The sequence below is a fragment of the Hydrogenovibrio sp. SC-1 genome (assembly GCF_002848135.1).
Lineage (GTDB): Bacteria > Pseudomonadota > Gammaproteobacteria > Thiomicrospirales > Thiomicrospiraceae > Hydrogenovibrio.
In genome coordinates this window covers 68,480-89,016 of sequence record NZ_PKGB01000006.1, presented here as the reverse complement: position 1 = coordinate 89,016, position 20,537 = coordinate 68,480, and the positions used below count along the sequence as shown (strand labels likewise).

At 43.3% G+C, this 20,537-nt stretch carries 16 protein-coding genes; 6 read left to right on the top strand and 10 right to left on the bottom strand.

Annotated features, from left to right (window positions below):
* Window positions 1–3 precede the first annotated feature (3 nt).
* The 4 genes from cysD (at window position 4) to CYQ88_RS04935 (ending at window position 4,997) form a co-directional block, all read left to right on the top strand.
* Entirely contained in the window at window positions 4–912 is a 909-nt protein-coding gene (cysD, locus tag CYQ88_RS04950) for a sulfate adenylyltransferase subunit CysD (protein ID WP_101840243.1), read from the top strand.
* Window position 913: 1 nt separating this feature from the next.
* Complete coding sequence (gene cysN, locus CYQ88_RS04945; protein ID WP_101840242.1) at window positions 914–2,359, top strand: sulfate adenylyltransferase subunit CysN; 1,446 nt, start codon at window positions 914–916, stop codon at window positions 2,357–2,359.
* 13 nt (window positions 2,360–2,372) lie between these two features.
* Window positions 2,373–4,145, top strand: a complete 1,773-nt coding sequence (locus tag CYQ88_RS04940; RefSeq protein WP_101840241.1) for an SLC13 family permease — start codon at window positions 2,373–2,375, stop codon at window positions 4,143–4,145.
* Window positions 4,146–4,238: 93 nt separating this feature from the next.
* On the top strand, window positions 4,239–4,997 hold the full coding sequence (locus CYQ88_RS04935; RefSeq protein WP_101840240.1) for a DUF481 domain-containing protein: 759 nt from the start codon (window positions 4,239–4,241) through the stop codon (window positions 4,995–4,997).
* 33 nt (window positions 4,998–5,030) lie between these two features.
* Here the strand turns inward: CYQ88_RS04935 and CYQ88_RS04930 are convergent, their stop codons facing one another.
* Window positions 5,031–6,191, bottom strand: a complete 1,161-nt coding sequence (locus CYQ88_RS04930) for a YeeE/YedE family protein (protein WP_101840239.1) — start codon at window positions 6,189–6,191, stop codon at window positions 5,031–5,033.
* A 182-nt stretch (window positions 6,192–6,373) separates the two neighbouring features.
* On the opposite strand from CYQ88_RS04930, the gene CYQ88_RS04925 reads away from it, so the two are divergent.
* The gene (locus CYQ88_RS04925) at window positions 6,374–7,258 is read left to right on the top strand and encodes a LysR substrate-binding domain-containing protein (protein WP_101840238.1); all 885 of its coding nucleotides are present in this window, start codon (window positions 6,374–6,376) and stop codon (window positions 7,256–7,258) included.
* Between the two features lie 17 nt (window positions 7,259–7,275).
* Here CYQ88_RS04925 and CYQ88_RS04920 read toward each other — a convergent pair whose 3' ends face one another.
* The 3 genes from CYQ88_RS04920 to queF form a co-directional block, all read right to left on the bottom strand.
* A complete protein-coding gene (locus tag CYQ88_RS04920) occupies window positions 7,276–9,759 on the bottom strand; it encodes a methyl-accepting chemotaxis protein (RefSeq protein ID WP_143483763.1) in 2,484 nt (827 codons plus the stop codon).
* A gap of 235 nt (window positions 9,760–9,994) precedes the next feature.
* Window positions 9,995–12,889, bottom strand: a complete 2,895-nt coding sequence (locus tag CYQ88_RS04915) for an EAL domain-containing protein (protein WP_101840236.1) — start codon at window positions 12,887–12,889, stop codon at window positions 9,995–9,997.
* A 107-nt stretch (window positions 12,890–12,996) separates the two neighbouring features.
* Window positions 12,997–13,827 (bottom strand): NADPH-dependent 7-cyano-7-deazaguanine reductase QueF, encoded by an 831-nt coding sequence (queF, locus tag CYQ88_RS04910; protein ID WP_101840303.1) that lies wholly within the window; start codon window positions 13,825–13,827, stop codon window positions 12,997–12,999.
* Window positions 13,828–13,901: 74 nt separating this feature from the next.
* Between queF and CYQ88_RS04905 the strand changes: the two genes are divergently transcribed.
* Complete coding sequence (locus CYQ88_RS04905; protein WP_101840235.1) at window positions 13,902–14,096, top strand: hypothetical protein; 195 nt, start codon at window positions 13,902–13,904, stop codon at window positions 14,094–14,096.
* Between the two features lie 64 nt (window positions 14,097–14,160).
* On the opposite strand, the gene CYQ88_RS04900 is transcribed toward CYQ88_RS04905, so the two are convergent.
* The 6 genes from CYQ88_RS04900 to CYQ88_RS04875 all read right to left on the bottom strand — a co-directional run bounded on the left by CYQ88_RS04900 (window position 14,161) and on the right by CYQ88_RS04875 (window position 20,521).
* Window positions 14,161–15,699, bottom strand: coding sequence for a diguanylate cyclase domain-containing protein (locus CYQ88_RS04900; RefSeq protein ID WP_101840234.1), 1,539 nt, complete (start codon window positions 15,697–15,699; stop codon window positions 14,161–14,163).
* Window positions 15,700–15,864: 165 nt separating this feature from the next.
* Window positions 15,865–16,461, bottom strand: coding sequence for a YigZ family protein (locus CYQ88_RS04895; protein WP_101840233.1), 597 nt, complete (start codon window positions 16,459–16,461; stop codon window positions 15,865–15,867).
* Window positions 16,462–16,542: 81 nt separating this feature from the next.
* Entirely contained in the window at window positions 16,543–17,502 is a 960-nt protein-coding gene (locus CYQ88_RS04890; protein ID WP_233188815.1) for a cation diffusion facilitator family transporter, read from the bottom strand.
* Between the two features lie 10 nt (window positions 17,503–17,512).
* A complete protein-coding gene (rlmD, locus tag CYQ88_RS04885; protein ID WP_101840232.1) occupies window positions 17,513–18,748 on the bottom strand; it encodes a 23S rRNA (uracil(1939)-C(5))-methyltransferase RlmD in 1,236 nt (411 codons plus the stop codon).
* A gap of 2 nt (window positions 18,749–18,750) precedes the next feature.
* Window positions 18,751–20,106: a tRNA uridine-5-carboxymethylaminomethyl(34) synthesis GTPase MnmE gene (gene mnmE, locus CYQ88_RS04880; protein ID WP_101840231.1), complete on the bottom strand. Its 1,356-nt coding sequence runs from the start codon at window positions 20,104–20,106 to the stop codon at window positions 18,751–18,753.
* Between the two features lie 88 nt (window positions 20,107–20,194).
* Window positions 20,195–20,521, bottom strand: coding sequence for a hypothetical protein (locus CYQ88_RS04875; RefSeq protein ID WP_101840230.1), 327 nt, complete (start codon window positions 20,519–20,521; stop codon window positions 20,195–20,197).
* Between the last annotated feature and the right edge of the window lie 16 nt (window positions 20,522–20,537).

Sequence of the window (20,537 nt, the reverse complement as noted above, 5' to 3'; positions counted from 1 at the left end):
TTCATGACCCATTTAGACACAACTCATTTAAAACGCTTGGAATATGAATCCATCGAGATTATGCGCGAAGTGGTCGCTGAATTTGAAAACCCAGCCATGCTTTATAGCATCGGTAAGGATTCCTCGGTCATGCTGCATCTGGCACAAAAGGCTTTTGCCCCAGGCACACCGCCTTTTCCATTAGTTCATGTTGACACCACTTGGAAGTTCAAGGAAATGATTGAATTCCGAGATCAACGGGCGAAGGACGTAGGCATGGATTTGATTGTTCATACCAATCCGGAAGGGATTGAGATGAATATCAGTCCGTTTGAACATGGTAGCGCCTTACACACGGACATTATGAAAACCCAAGGTCTAAAACAGATGCTAGACCAGTATCAGTTTGATGCCGTTTTTGGTGGTGCTCGACGGGATGAAGAAAAAAGCCGTGCTAAAGAGCGGGTTTTTTCCTTTCGCGACAAAAACCATCGCTGGGATCCGAAAAACCAACGCCCTGAGCTGTGGAACATCTATAACTGCGAGCACCATAAAGGCGAAAGTTTCCGAGTTTTCCCATTATCAAACTGGACAGAATTGGATATTTGGCAATACATTTATTTAGAAAACATTCCGGTGCCCTCATTGTATTTGGCACAACCCCGATTGGTTGCTGAAGTCGATGGCATGAAAGTGTTAGTGGATGATGATCGCTTTCCTGAAGACTTACGGCAAAATGCAAAAGTGGAAAATGTTCGCTTCCGCACACTGGGTTGCTATCCACTCACGGGTGCCATTGAGTCGAATGCCACCACCTTGCCAGAGGTCATTCAAGAAATGCTGCTAACCAAAACCTCTGAACGACAAGGCAGAGCGATCGATAAAGACGCTTCAGCGTCAATGGAAAAGAAAAAACAAGAAGGATACTTCTAACATGGATGCGAATAACGCACTGATAGAGCAAGATATCGAAGCCTATCTAAAACAACACGAGAATAAAGAACTGCTGCGTTTTATTACCTGCGGCAGTGTTGATGATGGTAAGAGCACACTTATTGGACGACTGCTGTTTGATACCAAAATGATTTTTGAAGATCAATTGAACAGTGTCACACAGGACAGCAAAGTACACGGCACCCAAGGCGATCAAGTTGATTTAGCGTTGTTGGTCGACGGCTTACAGGCTGAAAGAGAACAAGGCATTACCATTGATGTCGCCTATCGTTTTTTCGCCACCGACAAACGCAAATTCATTGTTGCCGACACTCCTGGCCACCAACAATACACCCGCAATATGGCAACGGGGGCTTCCACCGCCAATGCCGCGATTATTTTGGTCGATGCACGTCATGGTGTTTTGGAGCAAACTCGTCGCCACAGTTTTGTCACCCATTTACTGGGTATTCGCCATCTCATCATTGCCGTCAATAAAATGGATTTAATTGATTATGATGAAGCGAAATTTAATCAAATCCAACAAGATTATTGGGCATTTGCCCAACAACTTGGTATCGAGCAAGCGCAATTCATCCCTATCAGCGCTTTAACGGGTGACAATATTGTCACCCCTAGTGAGCAGATGGGCTGGTATTCAGGCCCTGCATTATTGGAATCTTTAGAACAACTACCGCTCGATGAACAGGATGAATCCCAAGATTTCCGATTTGCCGTGCAATGGGTCAACCGTCCCAATTCTAACTTCCGAGGTTATAGCGGCACTATCAGTGCGGGCAAAATCGCGGTCGGTGATGCCATTACCGTCTACCCTTCTGGACAAACCACCCAGATTGCGGACATTATTGAGCCTAGCGTTTCTCCACAAACCGGTTCAGTCAGTTCGGCAAAAGCTCCTATGGCGGTCACCTTAGTGACAGCAGATGAAGTGGATATTAGCCGTGGTGATTGGATTGTGAAAAGTGATCAATCTGCGCCACAAGTCAGTCACGGCGTTGAAGTGGATTTGGTATGGCTTCATGAAAAACCAGCTGAAGTGGGTCAGCGCTATTTACTCAAAGATGCCACGCGAAAAACACGCGGCCGTTTACAAGCAATTGATGCCATTATCAATGTCAATACCTTGCAAAAAAACACTGGGAATCAATTACAGGTCAATGAAATTGCCCAGGCACAAATCCATTTTGACCAGGCCTGGCCATTTGATGCCTATGCGCACAATCGTGCGACGGGTAGCTTTATTTTAATCGACCCGATTACGCAGGCGACCGTTGGTGCAGCAATGGTTCGGAAAGTGCTAGACACGCCGGCTTCCGATACCGTTCAAAAACGTGATTACACCCCTTTTGAGCGCGATTTAAATGCATTAATACGTCAACACTTCCCAGAATGGGAAACGCGTAGTATTGATGAACTAGTGAAGTAAGGAACACTGCGGAATGGAATGGCAAGGGTGGTTTTCACTACTACTGACTGGGGCAGTTCTACTCGTATTAGTTTTTACGAAGGCAAAACCTCATTTTGTCATGATGTCCGCTTTAACACTACTCAGTGTTAGTGGCATCTTGTCTATTGAAGAATCACTGGCGGGATTTAGCAACCCTGGCTTAATTACAGTGGCGGCTATGTTTGTATTGGCAGCGGGCGTCTATGCCTCAGGGGGCATTGATTTAATCGTCAATACCTTTTTGGGTAACCCCAAATCGGAAAGAGGTGCGTTACTTCGTATCTTTCTGCCGGTTTCGGTACTTAGCGGGTTTTTAAATAACACTCCGGTGGTGGCCACTATGATCCCGGCCATCCATTTGTGGGCGCGTAAAATCAATATTGCCCCCTCAAAGCTACTGATACCATTAAGTTACACCGCCATTCTTGGCGGCACACTCACCATGATAGGTACCAGCACGAATCTTGTCATCAATGGTCAATATCAAAGTCTAACAGGTGAAGCAGGCTTTTCATTATTTGACATTACCCTGATAGGACTGCCTGTCGCCATTGCAGGGCTGGTCTTTATGTGGTGGTTTTTCCCCAAATGGTTACCGAATCGCAGTGATCAGAAAATGTTCTCAAACTTTCGAGAATTTACGCTAGAAGTATTGGTTTCACCACAAGGGCCTTTGGTTGGTAAGACTATTCAATCAGCGGGTTTGCGTGATCTCAATAGCCTCTATCTGGTCGAAATTGAGCGCGAAGGCAGTATCATTACAGCCGTGTCTTCTGAAGAAAAATTAAAAGGGAATGACCGACTGGTGTTTGCAGGCGACACCCAAGCGATTAGCGACCTCTTACGAATCAATGGTCTGGAAGCCCCCTTGTCCGAAGGTAACACGACGCTTGATAAAGAAAGTGCCGAGAGGCGTATTGTCGAAGCCGTCGTTTCGCCTAGCTGTGAGGCTGTCGGTTATGCTATTCGCGATGTGCATTTCCGGAATCGGTATGGTGCTGTTATTTTAGCCGTTGCCCGTAATGGCGAGCGGATTAAAGGTAATTTAGGAAACATCAAACTCGAAGCCGGAGATACATTATTACTGGAGGCGCGACCTGCCTTTGTCAGTCGTCAGCGCTATAATCGTGATTTTCTGCTCATTAACGAACATGATCAAGCGCGTTTACGTCATGATCGTGCCTATATTGCACTTGCCATTCTAGTCGGAGTCGTCATTACCGCCAGTTTTGGTATTTTAAGTATGTTGCATGCCACGTTACTCGGCGCAGGTTTAATGGTAATTTCTGGCGCTTGCACAGTAGCTCAAGCAGAAAAAGGCCTAGACTTACCGGTTATTATTACCATTGCAGCGGCTTTTGCACTGGGCGCAGCTCTAAATAAAACAGGAGCTGCCGATTTGCTCGCACAGGGGATGATTGAACTGAGTTTTGGCCAGGCCTGGTTATTATTAGTGCTGACCTATTTCACCGTGTCAGTCTTAACCGAAATGATTACGAATAATGCGGCTGCCGTACTGATGCTCCCCATCATTCTTGAGATGACGGACAAACTCAGTTTAAACAATGAACCCTTTATTTTTGCCATTATGATGGCTGCCTCCGCCAGCTTCGCTACCCCGCTTGGTTATCAAACCAATTTAATGGTTTATGGTCCTGGCGGCTACACTGTCAAAGACTTTTTGAAAGTGGGCTTACCAATGAACCTGTTTATTGGATTGGTTACCTTAAGCATCTTATTAATAGGTTGGCCACTTTCTGTTTAACGCTTCCCAGTCAAAAACCGCTATAATTCGTCCCTGTTAAATAGCGTTCAGCATGCTGAACGCAGTCATATCTGTTACTTTGAGAATCGAGCAATGAAACGTTATTTTGTCATTTTAATGGCCTCTCTATTAGTCCCAACAACCAGTTCGGCCATTGTTAATATTGAAACGCAACGAATGGATGAGGATAAGCCTGGATGGTCATCAAACTTTTCGCTAACGTTGGATGGTAAACAAGGTAACACGGATAAAAGCGCTCTAGCAGTGGCACTTGGAACGCAATGGGTTCAAGACAAAAACCGCACACTGTTAATTGGTGCGCTGAATTATGGAACTTCTGACGGCGTTAAAGATGATGAAGAGTATTTTGCCCACCTAAGGCACACCCATCAATTTGCACCTGGACTTGACTGGGAAATTTTCACCCAAAAGGAATATCAGCCGTTTACTTTTAATCGGAAACGGACCTTATATGGTGGCGGTATGCGCATCGAAACAAATTTTTCGCAATTTCATGGACACTCAGGACTCGGCATCATGCACGTTGACGAAAGCGCGATCGAATTAGATCGTTCAAATCATCGCACCCAAGCAAACCGCTTAAACCTATTCAGTGCCTTAAAATATCCATTGTCAAAAACAACGCAGTGGATGGGGGTTCTATACTTTCAACCCCAAATGAATCGCTTTTCAGACTATCAAGCAAGCCTCTCAACGGGTATTAATGCCGAGGTTATCGGGCCGCTACAGATAACTTTTGATATTAGCTATCAATATGATGTTGAACCAACGGCCTCTACGTTAGGGCATGAAAACCTTAACTACAATTTCTCTATGACCATTGACTTTTAAGCCATTGCCGAGGGTTCAGCAAAATGCGCGCGCTTAACGTCCTACACTGAACCTTGTCATCAATTTATAGCCGACCCAGTTGCCAAGCACCGCTGCAAAAATCCAAACCCAACCATGGAGACTACCGGATGCCACGCCGCTGAAAAAGGCGCCAATATTACAGCCGTAAGATAAGGTAGCACCAAAGCCCATTAACAGCCCGCCGATAATCCCGCCCGCTAAACTGATAGGGGTAACTGGCATTTTATTAGTCGCTTTTCGGTGCCATAACGTTACCCAAAAAGCACCCAAAATAACACCAATTGACGTTAGGCTAACGGGGTCTTCTAGTACAGGTCGATCAATACGGGTTTCATACAACGTCATGACCTCCCAAAATGGCCAATCGAGTCCCAAACTTGCCCAATCGGAAAACTTAATACTCCAAACGGTAAATATTGAAGCTATTGACCAGGGCTGACCCGACACCCAAAAAACCGCAAAGTTCAAAATAGCCAGAAATATGGCTGCAATCAATAATGGATGCCAAGCGGCCAGCCCAGTTGCATCGGATTTTTGTGCGAACAACGTATTTACATTACTATGGCGTCGCTTTTCGAGTTTTGAAAAGACACTATAAAACACTGCTAAGATTACAACGCTTATCAAAATGCCGAAACCATTACCTAGCTCGGTAAATGAAAAAGGCGCCAAGGTCGGCCAATTTACCCATTCACCGTAATAGTAAGCGCCGACAAGACCGCCTACAAACATAAAGCCAAAAGTAAGAATCGATAGAGGGCGTAATTGTCCCACACGATTTAAGGTTCCTGATGAACAAGACCCGGCCAACTGCATCCCGATGCCAAACATAAATGCCCCCAAGACCACTGAGCTGCTCACCGGTCGCACTAAGCCTTGAAAGCTTTGATCTCCAATTTGCTGTAGAACAATGAGTGGCGTAAAGAGTAGACTGGCAAGCATCAACATCACCAACTGAGAACGAATCCCTTCGGTTCTTCCCGTGGAAAAGAATTGACGCCAGCCACTGGTAAAACCAAAAATGAAATAATTTAAAGAAACCCCTAAAGCAATCCCCAAAACTAACAATAGCTGTAATCGAAATTCTGACACTGAAAACACCAATGCCAACATAAAAACACTGGCAATCCAAAACCACGGATACCCTAATTGACGCTGTGCAACAAATAACATAAGCCATCTCCATTTAACCGGAATATTTCATAAATTTGCACTGTCGTTGAGTAGAAATATATGAGACATCCAGGTTATGCCTTTTTTAATAAGTTGCATTTTACCCAGTCATCTTTATTTTATATAATGATGTTTTTTAATATTATTATCTAATTTATAGATATATTTGATCAGGTGCGGCTATGAATCTCAGTCAAGTCAAATTACTCATTGAATTGAATCGCAACCAATTTAATCTGTCTGCAGCCAGTGACGCACTGCATATTGTGCAATCTGCTGGAACTCGGCAATTAAAGCTATTAGAAGAAGAACTGAATTTAGCGCTTTTTGAACGAAAAGGAAAACGATTAACCGGCTTTACCGAAACCGGCCTCAAGATTTTGCAACAAGCTGAGAAAATGTTACTGGCTCAGGATAATATCTATGCAATTGCCTTGGATTTTCATCAACCGCAATCAGCTCACCTTAAAATTGCTTGCACCCATACCCAGGCAAAATATTTCTTGCCGAAGAAACTGGTCGCTTTTAAACGCAGTCATCCAAAAGTGAAGGTTCACATTGAACAAGGCACTCCGAAACAACTTGTGGATTGGGTCAAGCAAGGACAGGTGGACTTGGCAATCAGCACGGAAGCCCTGGATGATTGTGAACAGCTGACTAAAATTGACTGCTATAGCTGGCACCATGTTCTGGTTGTGCCCAACCATCATCATTTAATAGACGGACCGCTCAATCTCGCCGCGATTGCAGATTACCCCATTCTGACCTATATGGCGGGTATGACAGGGCAAGGCAAGATATTACAAGTCTTCAAAGATGAAGGACTGACTTTAGAAGTGGATTTATATGCGACTGACAGTGATGTGATAAAAGACTACGTCCGACTAGGCTTTGGGGTAGGAATTATTGCCGAAATGGCGATTGACTCCAAACTCGATAAAGACCTAACCGTTATCGATTTAACCCCTTGGTTGAGCGCTTGCACAACCAAGGTTGGTTTCTTATCCAATCGCTATCTTCCCAGTTTTGTGCATGACTTTATTGAGCTGGTCACTAACCCATCTTAGCCGCCTGGGAAAAACGCTTAAAATTCACCCCATTCATCATCAGAAGACGGGATTGGTGCAGACGATTTCATAGGCGCAGGTTCTTCCTTTTTAGGAATCGACGGTGCCGGTTTCGTCACTGGGCTGATGATTTTCGGTGGAGGCGTAAGCTTGACCTGACCATTTTGACTAATTGTAAAGAACGCCATTTCTGTTTCTAAACCGCGGGACTGATCCGACATACTTTCTGCAGCAGCAGACGTTTCTTCAACTAAAGCCGCATTTTGCTGGGTTGCTGAATCGATGCTACTAATCGCTTGTTGTAACTGTTGAACACCCTTGGTCTGCTCTTGTGATGCATTGGCAATTTGCTCACTCATTTCGGCAACGGTTTCAATTCGCTGAGTGATACCATTGATAGCTTCACCCGATTCGCCTGCCAAACGGGTTCCTTGATTGATCCGCTCAACACTTTCATTTATCAAACGGGAAATATCTTTGGCTGCTTCCGCTGACTTACCAGCTAAACTCCGTACTTCACCTGCTACCACTGCAAAACCACGACCATGGTCTCCAGCACGGGCCGCTTCAACGGCCGCATTGAGTGCCAATAAATTGGTTTGAAACGCGATGCCATCAATGATGGTAACAATATCAGCAATTTTGTGGCTGGATTCTTGAATTGCACTCATGGCCTCAATCGTTTGATCCATGACTAAAGCAGCCTGCTTAGCCTGTTGTTGCACTTCTTGTTCAAGCTGGGTCGCTTGTTTAGCACTTTTTGCATTATTTAACACTGCCGCGCTAAACTCTTCCATAGTGGCTGACCCTTCTTCTACGGAAGCCGCATTTTGCTGAACACGATCACTTAAATCCATCGCCCCCTGTGCGACCTCTTTAGCCGATTGATTGACCTCCTGAGCAATGTGCTGAACTTTTAGAATAATGTCATTTAAGTTCGTAGCATTATGGTTGATGGAGTCTTTTAAACCCAACAATTGCCCAGAACACTCGATGCTAACCGCCTTGGTCAAGTCCCCTTTGCTTTGTGCTTGCATGACTTGAACAATATCCCCAACAACAGACTCAAGCTGTTGCATGGTTTCATTAATGTTGGACTTCATACTGTCAAGTTGCCCTTGAGCTGGCGCATCGACTCTTTGGGCAAAATCTCCCCCTGCAACCTTATTCATCACACTATCAATATTCACGATAATTTCGCTTAGGCTAGAAAGGGTCATGGAAACCTTATCCAATATCGCTTTATAGTCCCCCTTCGCTTGATGCGAAATCGTTTGATCAAACTGTCCCGTTGACATCCAATCGAGTGCTTGGTTGGTTTGTCTCATGACTTCTGAAATGTTTTCAGCCGTTTGGTTCACATTTTGTTTTAATTGATCTAAATCGCCAACATACTCTTTCTTAACTCGATGGGTAAAGTCACCATCTGCTAAGCTTTTTAATACATCATTAACATCATAAACACCTTGGTCTAGCTGATCGAGAAGCTGGTTAACCGCTTCACCCATTTGCTTGGTTTCATCCTTACTGCTTAACTGAAGACGTGCTTTGAAATCAAACCGTTCACTGACGGTAGATAAAAACTCAGTGACTTGTGTAATAGGTTTAACAATATTACGTACTAGGGCAAATGTCAGCGCCATTAAGGCCACCGCGATGAAAAAACCAAACAGCACCATATTACGAATCATTTGCGATTGAGCTTCTTCTATCACGGTTAAATCCGTTAATAATACGGCTTTCGCATTCAGATCATTGCCACCTTCAAGCATCAATTCATTTCGTGCATAGTGCAAACCATTCAAATTTAGGTCACTGAGACTCTGGTCAGCGAGGATATTGAGTGACTGTGTCATTTTCTCCTGCGTTAACTCACTGATAGAATGGCCGACAACTTGATTTCCTGCGATAAAAACAATATCTGAGCCCGAAAGCAATTTCAGTTTATGGGCGAAATCATTATTAAGGTAAGACCCAACCTTAAGCGTCCCCACGACCTCTTCTTGAAAGACAATCGGGTATACCGAATCCAAACTCACCTTTCCAGATGACTTTGAATAATTTAACCCGGCAGCCGCCTCACCTTTCAACGCCCTAGCAACAAGTGGATTAGCTGATTTATTATCGCCATTCTTTTTCGGGTTATGGCCGCGCGCTAACACAACCCCCTGATTATCCGTCAATTCAACGGCAGTAACCGCCGCATCATTTTCATGATATTGCTTATAAAATTTTGTCATCATCTCTTGCTTGTCGCCGGTGTTATATTTCAAAGCGACTTGAAGCACGCGATTACTTGAAATGGTCTGGGAAATTGAATTGACAGAGCCTTGCTGTTGACTAATAAGTTCGGTGACAAGCGCTTGACCGCGCTGAGAATTTTGTTCTATTTGTTCATGCGCGAAGTCGGATATTCCAAGAAACGCATTCGAAACCATTGCACCACCCGATACCACCAGTGCCAGTATCATTAATAAGGTGATTTTTAATTGTATTTTCATGCAACCTCCATCTATAACATTATCGAGCGCCCAAAAGAGAGTTTCATTGTTTTCCCAATCCAAGACACCAACCAACAGCGCCGTTTTGGTATGCAACAACTATGCCATATCAGGCCATAGCTGACTGTATTTTGTATCAATCTCAATCAGATAAGTTAGAAACAATTTCACCATTCTACTGAAAACTACGCGTTATAATAGAACAAATATGAACAAATATTTTTATGACACTTGTTTATGACGATTTCAGATGATTCTGACACCAAGAGATAAAGGCCTTTGCCTCTAATGGCGGGCTGTAACAATATCCTTGCCCTAGCTGACAGCCTTTTTGTTGTAGATAAGCGACTTGTCGCTGTTTTTCCACGCCCTCAGCAATGACTTCTACACCCACTGCATTGCCCACGGCAATAATGGCATCAACAATGGCAATATCCTCTTTATCATCTGGAAGCGATCGAATGAATGATTGATCAATTTTAAGCTGATCTAATGGCAATTTTTTAAGATAGGACAGCGAAGAAAAGCCGGTACCAAAGTCATCCATTGCTAGCTTCACACCCAGTTCTTTCAGTTGATGAAGCATTTCAATACCAGCTTGTTCATCCTGTAGCAAGAAACTTTCGGTCACCTCCAGCTCAAGCACCTCTGCCTTAAGACCCGTTAAATGTAACACTTCAGCGACCGTTGATACAAACCCTGGATGCATGAGTTGTACGGTAGAAACATTGACCGATATGCGTTGCAAAACCAACCCCTGTGATTTCCAGTCGAACCACTGCTGACAAGCCTGCAATAACATATCTCGACCTAAAGGAATAATTAATCCGGTTGACTCGGCAATATCAATGAATTTATAGGGCATCACCAAACCCAATTCAGGGTGAGTCCAACGCACCAACGCCTCTGCACCAATCACCTCTCCGGTATCAAATGCGATCTGTGGTTGATAATAGGCCACCAACTGTTTTTGATCGATGGCTTTTCTCAGTGCATTTTCATAATAAAACACTTCCGTCGTGGATTCAGTCAATGCGGTTGTGTGGTAAGCATATTGACTATGGGGCGCCTTTTTAGCTTCAAACAAAGCTTCATCAGCCGACTTCATTAAATCCAATGCTTGATCTCCATCCTGACTGGAAATCGCGATCCCCACCTTGACATCCAACACATGGAATTGATTGCCAATTTCAAAGGGGGTTTTAAATAAAGATAAAAGCTGTTCAGCAAATTCAGAGACTTCATTCTTATGCATGATCGACTCTAACAGAATCAAAAAATTATCAGCACCCAATCGAGCAACAGAATCCTCAGAATCCAGCATCTTATTGAGGCGCATGGCCACATTTTTCAACAGTTGATCGCCATATTCATAACCCACCGCATCATTAATGGTTTTAAAACGGGCGATATCAACAATGAGTAGCGCCACTTGCTTGGTTTCACTACGTGTTTTTTTTATCGCCTGCTGTAAACGATTCTTAAATAACGATACATTGGGCAAGCCCGTTAAAATATCATAAAAAGACAGGCGATTTATCTCTTGCTCGGTGGCTTTTTGCTGGCTCAAGTCATTCATTAAACCTACATAATGAATAACGCGACCAGCATTACTTCTAACCTCATTAATCGTTAACCATTCTGGATAAATGGTTCCATCCTTTTTGCGATTCCAAATTTCTCCTTGCCAAACCCCTTCCTGCTTTAAGGTTTGCCACATATCTTCATAAAAGGCTTGATTATGCTGACCCGAACTCAGAATAGACGGTTTTTTGCCAACCACATCCGAAAAACGATAACCGGTAATTTCTTCAAATCTTCTATTCACCAATACAAATCGGTTCTCGACGTCCGTGACGACTATCCCTTCTCCGGCATTATCAAATACCGAGCGGGTTAGCATTTGAAAGCGCTCATTTTCAGCTAAAAACGTCAGATCATTGATGACTATAAGGTGCGCAGGTTCCGCATGGTAAGTAATGGGTTTATGGGTCATTTGTACCTGACAAAGACGGCCATCATGACACAATAATTCATGCACAGACGTTGTCGGATGATGGCGATCATTGTCATCCATACACGCCAAAATATCTTCACGATTTTGGTGTGGAATAATGGCCTCAAGTGTTAAAGACAATAAGGTCTTTTCGTCGTACCCCAGCATGCGAATAATTTCTTGGTTGGCAAAGGCAATCTTATGATTTTGATGAATGAGAATCCCATCTGAGGACATGCCTAATAAATCACGATAAAGGGTTTCGGCCTCTAATATCCGATGCTCTTTTTCTTTAATGCTTCGGCTAGCATGATAATGAAAATTTTCTTCAATATGCTGCAACAATTCAGTAAAGCTAATCAGCCCAACTAACTCGCCCGTAGCCGTTTCAACGCCCAAATGATGAATATTGTTTTCAATCATCAAACGGCGTACATTTGCTAGGCTCTGCAATTCAGAAACACTCTTTAAAGGCCAAGAAGCCAATTCTCGAACGGGTAAAGATGGCGATTCAACATCTTCGGCAAAATGTTTTAATAAATCCCTAATCGAAATTAAGCCATGAGCATCTTCGTCTTTCACCACCAAGGCATCAACCGACTTATTTGCCATTACGGTCATCACATCCGACAAAGCCGCATCGGCCATCACCCAATTTAAATGACCGCTCATTAATTCTTTAAGCAAAATGCCATCTAAAAAGGATTCACTTTGTTTGGCATTCACCAAATCCAGCTCGGATAAAACGCCAACACCATCACCGCTATTATCAACCACCAACAAATGACGGATTTTCATTTTGTGAAAAAGGTAGGTGGCGGATGAAATCAGCTCATCTTGATGGATTCGACAAACAGGCGAGTTCATCACCTCTTTTATGGGCTGGAACAATATGTCCGGTTGGGTAATATCCAATTTTACAAAATCGGTTCGTGTCCAAATACCGACAATTTCTTGGTCTTCCTCTACCAAGATGGAACCGATTTTCTGTTGGTTAAACCGTTGAATAACCGTTTTAATCAACGTATCAGACGAACACGTCACTAATCCATAGTGCATGAAGTGTGACACTAATAATGGCATGTGTGAACTGTCTTGTGGACGCTGAAGGCTAGGGGCAAATGACTGATTCATAATGCAAGCATTCTACCGTAAGGTTGCAAAAAATGATAAAGCTTATTATTTAACAAACGCCAACCCTATCGTAAAACATGATTTAAATCAAACTTATGGTTTTTTAACTATTGTCGAATTAAGCGACTCAAATTAAAAGTTTTTTCAAAATTAGATCGATAAGGATTGATATCCAAGCCTCCTCGACGTAAATAGCGCGCATAAACGGTGAGTTTCGTGGGGGCGCACTGCGCCATAATATCGCAAAATATGCGTTCAACGCATTGCTCATGGAACTCATTATGCTCACGAAAAGAAATGATATAGCGTAACAATCCTTCTGGATCAATTTCAGGACCTTCATAACGAATCAATACCGATCCCCAATCCGGTTGGCCCGTCACGAGACAATTTGATTTTAAGAGATGACTGTGCCAACAGGCCGCAACTTCGGTAGAGGACTTCACCTGTAACAAAGACGGCAACACTTGATAGTGGCTGATCTCAATATCCAACCCATCTAAGCACTCGCCGGGCATGGACCCCACAAGCTGTTGATCTTCCGAAAGATCATGCAATCGTACCTCAACAGGTGCCCCGCTTGCGGCCGATAAGTCTCGTTGCCAACTGTCGATTACCGCCTGAACACTTTCAAAACGCGTGCCATTAAAAGAGTTTAAATACAGTTTAAAAGACTTGGATTCAATCAGGTTTGGCGAATAAGCACTAAAAATAAACTCCGCCCAAGCAACTAAAGGTTTCCCTTTAGCATTCAACCATGACACTTCATAAGCGGTCCAAACATCTTGTCCGGAAAACGGTAAACTATCGGAGGAAATGCCTAATTCTGTTCGTTTTTCTTGGCGAGGAATGGGAAACAGTAACCCTGGGTCATAGGTATGACAATAGGGCGTGTGCTTGCCGAGCAGGCTTTGATTAGCCGCGTTTTGTTGAGGCATGTTGGCATCTGATGTCATAAATTTTACAAACTTTTAAATTACAATAGCTTCATTATAAAGAGAAAGGATATCCCGTGTTACAAACTTTAATCTCAGGCATGGTGCTAACGGTTCTAGCGCTTGGAATTTTATGGGGAAGCTTTAAAATTCTCAGAAAATTACCGCGTTTTGATGCGTTAAACAGTCGAGAAGCCAATAAAAGAATGCTTCAACTCACCTTACTGATCTATTTTTTCGGCATTAGCTTAACCCTCTATTGGATGGCTTAATTCGCCCAGGCCTGGTTACTTTTCAAGATTAATATCGTCAGTACGCCGTCCCCTAAAACGGCTTTCATTGCCGCTGGATATCTTCAAAAAAACAAATGGCATTTTTGCCCGAATTCTTAGCTTGATACATGGCTTGATCGGCTTGTTGAATTAATTGATCCGCATCGTCCAAATTATCATTCGATAAAAAGGTAACCCCAATACTGGACGACACTTGAATTGTATGCCCATTGATATCCATTGGCTCGACTGCCGCTTCCAGTATCCGGTTTAAAATTTGACGTGTTTGTGCTTTATCAACTTGGTTAGGTAAAAGAATTATAAATTCATCGCCACCCACCCGAGATAAGGTGTCTGCTTGTCTCAAGAGCCCTTCAACTTTCTGGCAGATCTGATTGAGTAGCTCATCACCAACAGCGTGACCAAAGGTGTCATTGACACGCTTGAAATCATCCAAATCTAAATAGACAATGGCCGAAAGCTGATTCGATCGAGGCTGCGCCGATATCAGACGATTGATTCGATCAAACAATAAAGCCCTATTCGGCAATCCTGTCAAAGGATCATGTAGCGCAGCATCTTTAAGCTCTTGGTGGGTGTCATTGACCGACTGCATCATACGCTTCATCTGATCGGCAAGCTCTCCTAACTCATCATCTTGAGTCTTTGGCAGAGAAATTTTTCCCGACGTCGAAAAGAGTGATGAACTCTGATTTAAAGCCTTTATCACCTTGATAATAGGTTGAGTCGCACCATACAAAATTAACATGGTCACACAGATCGTCAGTATCATAAAGGCTGTCAAATACTTCAATACATTATTAATTTGAACTGCCTGCTGGTCTAATCGTGCTTGCTCTTCTAATTGGATGTTCGTATCCAAAAGGTCATCAATTTGCCGATAAAGTTCTTGAAATTGAATCAAGTCTTTAACGATATTGTCCTTTAATGATATAACCTTAATGCTAAGTTTTTCGATACGCTGCACATCCATCATTAATTGGTTGATATACCCCTGCTGCTGCTGAGTCATGGGTTGAGACTGATACACGGAAATCCAATGGGAGATATCACTCGTTGAATCCATAATACGATCCGAGAACATCGGATCAGGCGCCAATACATACCCTCTAACAGCCGAGATAATTTCATACAAATTGATATCAATTTCTTGATCGGCATCTTGCTGTGTAACAGACGTATTGATTAAGCTTTTCTGAAATTCTTTATCGACTAAGTAATCAATGTGATTAGAAAGGAGCGCTTGCAATTGATTCAACTCTTGAACTAAATCACTGTTCGACTCAAAAATATTTCTTCCTAAGGCGATGAAATTTTCTGCTTGTTCTTTAAATAAATGTGTTTTTTCATTTAGCCGATCCACCTCCGTTTGTGAAGCATCGTAAATGTCAAAATTAGTTTTAAAGTCTAAGATTGCATCTTCAAATAGATGCTTATTCTGATTTTGATTGACATGTGTACGACTCACAATAAACACTTCGGTTGCCGCTTCATTAATATTAATTTCCAACTCATAAATCGCAGCTAAGCGTGGGTGTTCATTTTCAAGCAGATTTGAAATATTTGAAATGACAAACATCATTGAGAGGATAAAGACAATAAGACTTGAGGCGCCAATTACAAAAGGGAAACTGACTAATTTCTACTGAATATTCATTGACGCTTTCGGGCTGACCGCCCCTCCGTTTTTCAACACGCATTTATCAGATTTGGCTATCAGCCCATGACCGATCCAAAATAAAGATCCTTAGTTCTCAATAATGGTTGCGGATAAACTGGCCAGTTGATCTTGTAACAACGTCAGTGAGTGCGTTGGAATACTCACCAATAAGTTAACCTGGGTAGTGTATATTGCATCAGTTATCTCACCCTGTAAAGAGGCCATCACTCTTCTGATGAGCGCCTCCTCTTCATAAGGACAATCGAGTGATAGTTCCAATTTGGGGATATAGTCTTCTGTTTGTAATGCTTTTAATCCCTTCTGTGCTGACTCCCGATAGGCTCGAACCAGTCCGCCAGCACCTAAGCGAATGCCGCCAAAATAGCGAACAATGACTACCACAACATTGCCAATATTACTGTAGTGAATTTGACTCAGAATCGGCTTCCCCGCTGTGCCACTGGGTTCACCATCGTCGTTACATCCCGAGTTGGTCGAATTATTTGGATCCCCAATAACATAACCCCAACAAACATGTCGAGCATCTGGGTAGGCGACTCTTAATTCTGAGACATATTCCATTGCTTGCTGACGGGAAACCACTTTTTTAGCATAAGCGATAAAGCGACTTTTCTTAATTTCCGTCTCTTCAACAACGGCATTAACCGGTTCTAAATACGCCATACAACACACCACTTCAAACAAACTGGAGTTTTAATCATGTCACATTCAGTTCTTTGAACTGGCAGTTTTTGCTCTAACACCTTATGTGACTTCCTCTCCAACACTGCGTGAAATCGAAATTGGCTGTGCTGTATAGATAACATCCAGTGATAAATAATCATTGGTTTGTTTAAGTCGTTGATACAGCAATTTACGGTAATGGTCTTGTTGACTTAGATCAAATGACGTGTCAGGTAAAAGTTGAATATAAGCCTGCACATAAATCATTCTGCCAGCTTGTAATGCACGAAGTTTAATATCCACAACGGAGACTTCTGCGAATACCGTTGACGTGATTTGATCAAGTTGGGCAAGGTGTTCAGCATTATCGCTACGGCCGATTATCTGCAAGCCATTTTCTTTTAGAATCTTTAACGGCATCGGTAACATCATTAAAATCAGTACCAACAGCACGATTGGATCCATATAAGGTACCCATCGATGATAACCTGCCGACTCCATCCAAATCACCGCTAAGAAAGAGAGTCCGACCGCAACACTTAAAATGCCACCGACGATCCAGCCTTGCAAGTCCACTTCAATCATTGACGACTGTGCCGTTTGATTCATGCGATACAAAAGATATGCTAATACGAAATTAATAACCGTCGCCAACACGGAATAAAAAACGGCTGTATCAGCTTCAATATGATGCCCACCGAGAATAATCGCTTTTACAGAGGCATATAATCCCACCAAAATAACCAATAAAATTAAAATGCCTTTAATGAAATTCATAACCGGTTCAAAAATGGCATAACCAAATGGTTGGCTTTGGTGGGCTTGTTGAGCCATTAGGCTCACCACCCGTAACGTCAAGAGTCCTGCAACCATATCGACAAACGGATAGACAGCATCCATCAAAATGGCTTGAGAATGGGTTAAATAGAAAAAGACTAGCCCAAATACCGCCATGATTAAATCGCCCAGCATAACCAGTTTGATGGCTTGCTTTTCTGTGGCAATTTTTTTGGTAAGTGGGATTTTTTGAGTTGCTGACACAATTCGCCTCTTATAACTTAAAGACACCGATTTTTCGCTTGTTAGCCGGCTTGGCCGATTTGACCAACAACACCATCGCTTCCGTATGGGCCGTATTGGGAAACATATCCAATAGCGTGGCTTTTTTCAATCGATAACCTTGTTCCGTTAATGCTTTTAAATCGCGAATTAAAGTCGCCGTATTGCAAGACACATAAACAATGCGCTCCGGTTTTAATTTGCCTAACACCTTACACAAGGCAAACGCCCCTTGACGGCCAGGATCCAATAAAACGCTATCGTATTTTTGTTTACGAAACCACGCTAAATCGATCACGGGCTGAAACAAATCGGCCTTGTAAAAGTGAGCATTGTCCAACTTATTGGTTGTGGCATTCTGTTGTGCCATTTTGACTAAGTCTGCATCGCCTTCAATACCAATGACTTTTCCTTGCTGATCATGGAGTTGCTGCGCAATCGCCAATGAAAAATTCCCCACGCCACAAAAAGCGTCTAAAACCTGGTGACTTGGCGACAAGGCTAACCAAGCTAATGCCTGATTGACCATTTGTTGGTTAATGTCGGCATTGACTTGCACAAACCCCGTCACAGGGAAATTCAAAGTCAAATCGCCGAGTTGATAACAAGGAAGTACTTCTGGCTGTTGATCCGACCAAAAAATACCATTATCTGCTTCAACCACGGTCAATTCTTTTAAGGAACGACTGGCCGCCGCGAGCTGTTGCTGGCGTTTGTCGACCAGACTTTGATTTAAAGCCGACGTCAACATTGGGCATTGCTCGATATCAACAATCTCATTTGATCCTTTTGCCCGAAAGCCAAGCTTTGGCAGTTTATCGGACTTATTGCGCCCCAACACCAGTCGTGCACGACGACGATAACCCTCTTCTTCGCCATAAATGGGCGCTTCCAACTGACAATGCTTGATGTCAACGGCTTTCGATAAGTCCGTTTGAAACTGTTGCCATTTCCAATGTCGTTGCGCTTCAGGCTTTAACTGTAACAATTGGCAACCGCCACACTCCGAATCATAGTGACATAAGGGTTCCCGACGGTCTGGAGAAGCTTGTTCTAGCATGATAATTTCAGCTTCATCATAACGGTTATGTTGCGCAACCACTTTCACCAATACCTGATCACCTGGTACGGCCCCCATCACAAAAACGGTTTTCCCGTGATGGCGACCCACACCACGGCCTTCCTGTGACAGGCCTTCAATAGTGATTGAAATCGGAGTTTTTGTCATGGTTATTTTCCAATACAGAAAGAGGTAAAAATTCGGCCGAGTAAATCATCTGAACTAAATTGGCCGGTAATTTCCGATAAAGCCTGTTGTGCTTGGCGTAAATCTTCTGCCAACAATTCACCCGCCGCAAATTGCTGAAGCTGGGTTTGCCCAGTTTCAACGAAATGTAATGCTTGATTCAATGCTTCTAAATGGCGCTTTCTTGCCATAAAAACGCCTTCCGCCGTTTGTTGATACCCCATCGCCGTTTTTAAATGATTCTTGAGTAAATCCATACCCAAGTGATGTTTGGCAGATAACCAAATCTCTGTTTGGTCTTCAGATTCGACCAGGCCTGGGGCTTTTTCAATTAAATCAATCTTGTTATGAATCAAGGTAACCGGCAAATGACTGGGGAGTTTGGCTAAAATTGCTTGATCTTCTGGGTGTATGGACTCATTGGCCTGTACCACCACCAACACTCGATCCGCCTCTTCAATTGCTGACCAAGCTCTTGCCACGCCAATTTGTTCGACTGCATCGGTCGTTTCTCTCAAGCCAGCGGTATCCAGCACATGCAACGGTAATCCATCAACCTGGATTTCTTCTTTAACGATATCTCGCGTCGTACCAGCAATGTCTGTAACAATGGCAGATTCCCGCCCTGACAAGGCATTTAATAAACTGGACTTACCCGCATTTGGGCGGCCCAAAATCACCACCGACATTCCTTCACGCAACAAGACCCCTTGTTGAGCCGATGCCAAAACCTGATTTAACTGGGTTAAAATTGACTGTAATTCCCCAGCAACCTTACCATCCGACAAAAAGTCGATTTCTTCTTCTGGAAAATCAATTGCCGCTTCAACATAAATACGTAACTGAATCAGCTGTTCGAGTAATGTATTCACCTCATGCGAAAATGCGCCCTGCAAAGACCTCAAAGCGGACTTTGCAGCCTGTTGGGAGCTAGCATCAATTAAATCTGCAATTGCCTCAGCCTGCGCCAAGTCTAACTTATCATTCAGAAATGCTTGTTTAGAAAACTCGCCTGGCTCTGCTAACCGTGCGCCTAGCTGCACCACCCGTTCTAATAACCACTGCAAGATAACCGGCCCGCCGTGTCCTTGTAATTCCAGCACATCTTCACCGGTAAAGGAGTGAGGATTGGGAAAATACAATGCAATCCCTTGATCGAGAACCTGACCTTCGGCTCCTAAAAAATTGCCATAGTGAGCATACCGAGGTGCAGGAAGCACACCCAGTATCTGCCGAGCAATATCAGGCACATTTGCGCCGGATATGCGGACAATCCCTACCCCACCTCGTCCAGGAGGGGTCGCAATAGCCGCAATGGTTTCAGTTGTGGTTTCTGACATATCGGATCTCTGTCTGGTACTCTTAAAGCAAAAAACGCCCGGTAATGGGCGCTTTGGACATCTCACAATTCAATTGAATCTGAAAGAACTAAGCGATAACTTGATACGTTTGTAGCTTCACATCAGACACAAAGGGTTTTTCCATCAGTGCTTGCTGCGTCTTTTGCACTTTCTTTTTTGAAGTAAAGGTCATTTCTTCGGTTTCATCATTTACCTTAAAAGACAACACATATAAAGGGCGAGTCTCTACTTCCGGTTGGCTGCTAGCTGAATTCTGAACGGTGGCTTCAGAAGCAATGGGCAAATAGCCTTCTGAAGTTTTGTAACACACAGGTGTCATCCCATCAGCAACTAAAAATTCAACCTGGCCATACATAGGATGGTCTTTTCCCACTTTTTGATAGGTTAATTGCATGAAATATTTCCTTCCT

Bases quoted from the DNA above. Each gene is read 5' to 3' on its own strand.
- cysD (WP_101840243.1), top strand. From the start codon at position 4: ATGACCCATTTAGACACAACTCATTTAAAACGCTTGGAATATGAATCC.
- cysN (WP_101840242.1), top strand. From the start codon at position 914: ATGGATGCGAATAACGCACTGATAGAGCAAGATATCGAAGCCTATCTA.
- CYQ88_RS04940 (WP_101840241.1), top strand. From the start codon at position 2,373: ATGGAATGGCAAGGGTGGTTTTCACTACTACTGACTGGGGCAGTTCTA.
- CYQ88_RS04935 (WP_101840240.1), top strand. From the start codon at position 4,239: ATGAAACGTTATTTTGTCATTTTAATGGCCTCTCTATTAGTCCCAACA.
- CYQ88_RS04930 (WP_101840239.1), bottom strand. From the start codon at position 6,191: ATGTTATTTGTTGCACAGCGTCAATTAGGGTATCCGTGGTTTTGGATT.
- CYQ88_RS04925 (WP_101840238.1), top strand. From the start codon at position 6,374: ATGAATCTCAGTCAAGTCAAATTACTCATTGAATTGAATCGCAACCAA.
- CYQ88_RS04920 (WP_143483763.1), bottom strand. From the start codon at position 9,759: ATGAAAATACAATTAAAAATCACCTTATTAATGATACTGGCACTGGTG.
- CYQ88_RS04915 (WP_101840236.1), bottom strand. From the start codon at position 12,889: ATGAATCAGTCATTTGCCCCTAGCCTTCAGCGTCCACAAGACAGTTCA.
- queF (WP_101840303.1), bottom strand. From the start codon at position 13,827: ATGCCTCAACAAAACGCGGCTAATCAAAGCCTGCTCGGCAAGCACACG.
- CYQ88_RS04900 (WP_101840234.1), bottom strand. From the start codon at position 15,699: ATGATGTTTGTCATTTCAAATATTTCAAATCTGCTTGAAAATGAACAC.
- CYQ88_RS04895 (WP_101840233.1), bottom strand. From the start codon at position 16,461: ATGGCGTATTTAGAACCGGTTAATGCCGTTGTTGAAGAGACGGAAATT.
- rlmD (WP_101840232.1), bottom strand. From the start codon at position 18,748: ATGACAAAAACTCCGATTTCAATCACTATTGAAGGCCTGTCACAGGAA.
- mnmE (WP_101840231.1), bottom strand. From the start codon at position 20,106: ATGTCAGAAACCACAACTGAAACCATTGCGGCTATTGCGACCCCTCCT.
- CYQ88_RS04875 (WP_101840230.1), bottom strand. From the start codon at position 20,521: ATGCAATTAACCTATCAAAAAGTGGGAAAAGACCATCCTATGTATGGC.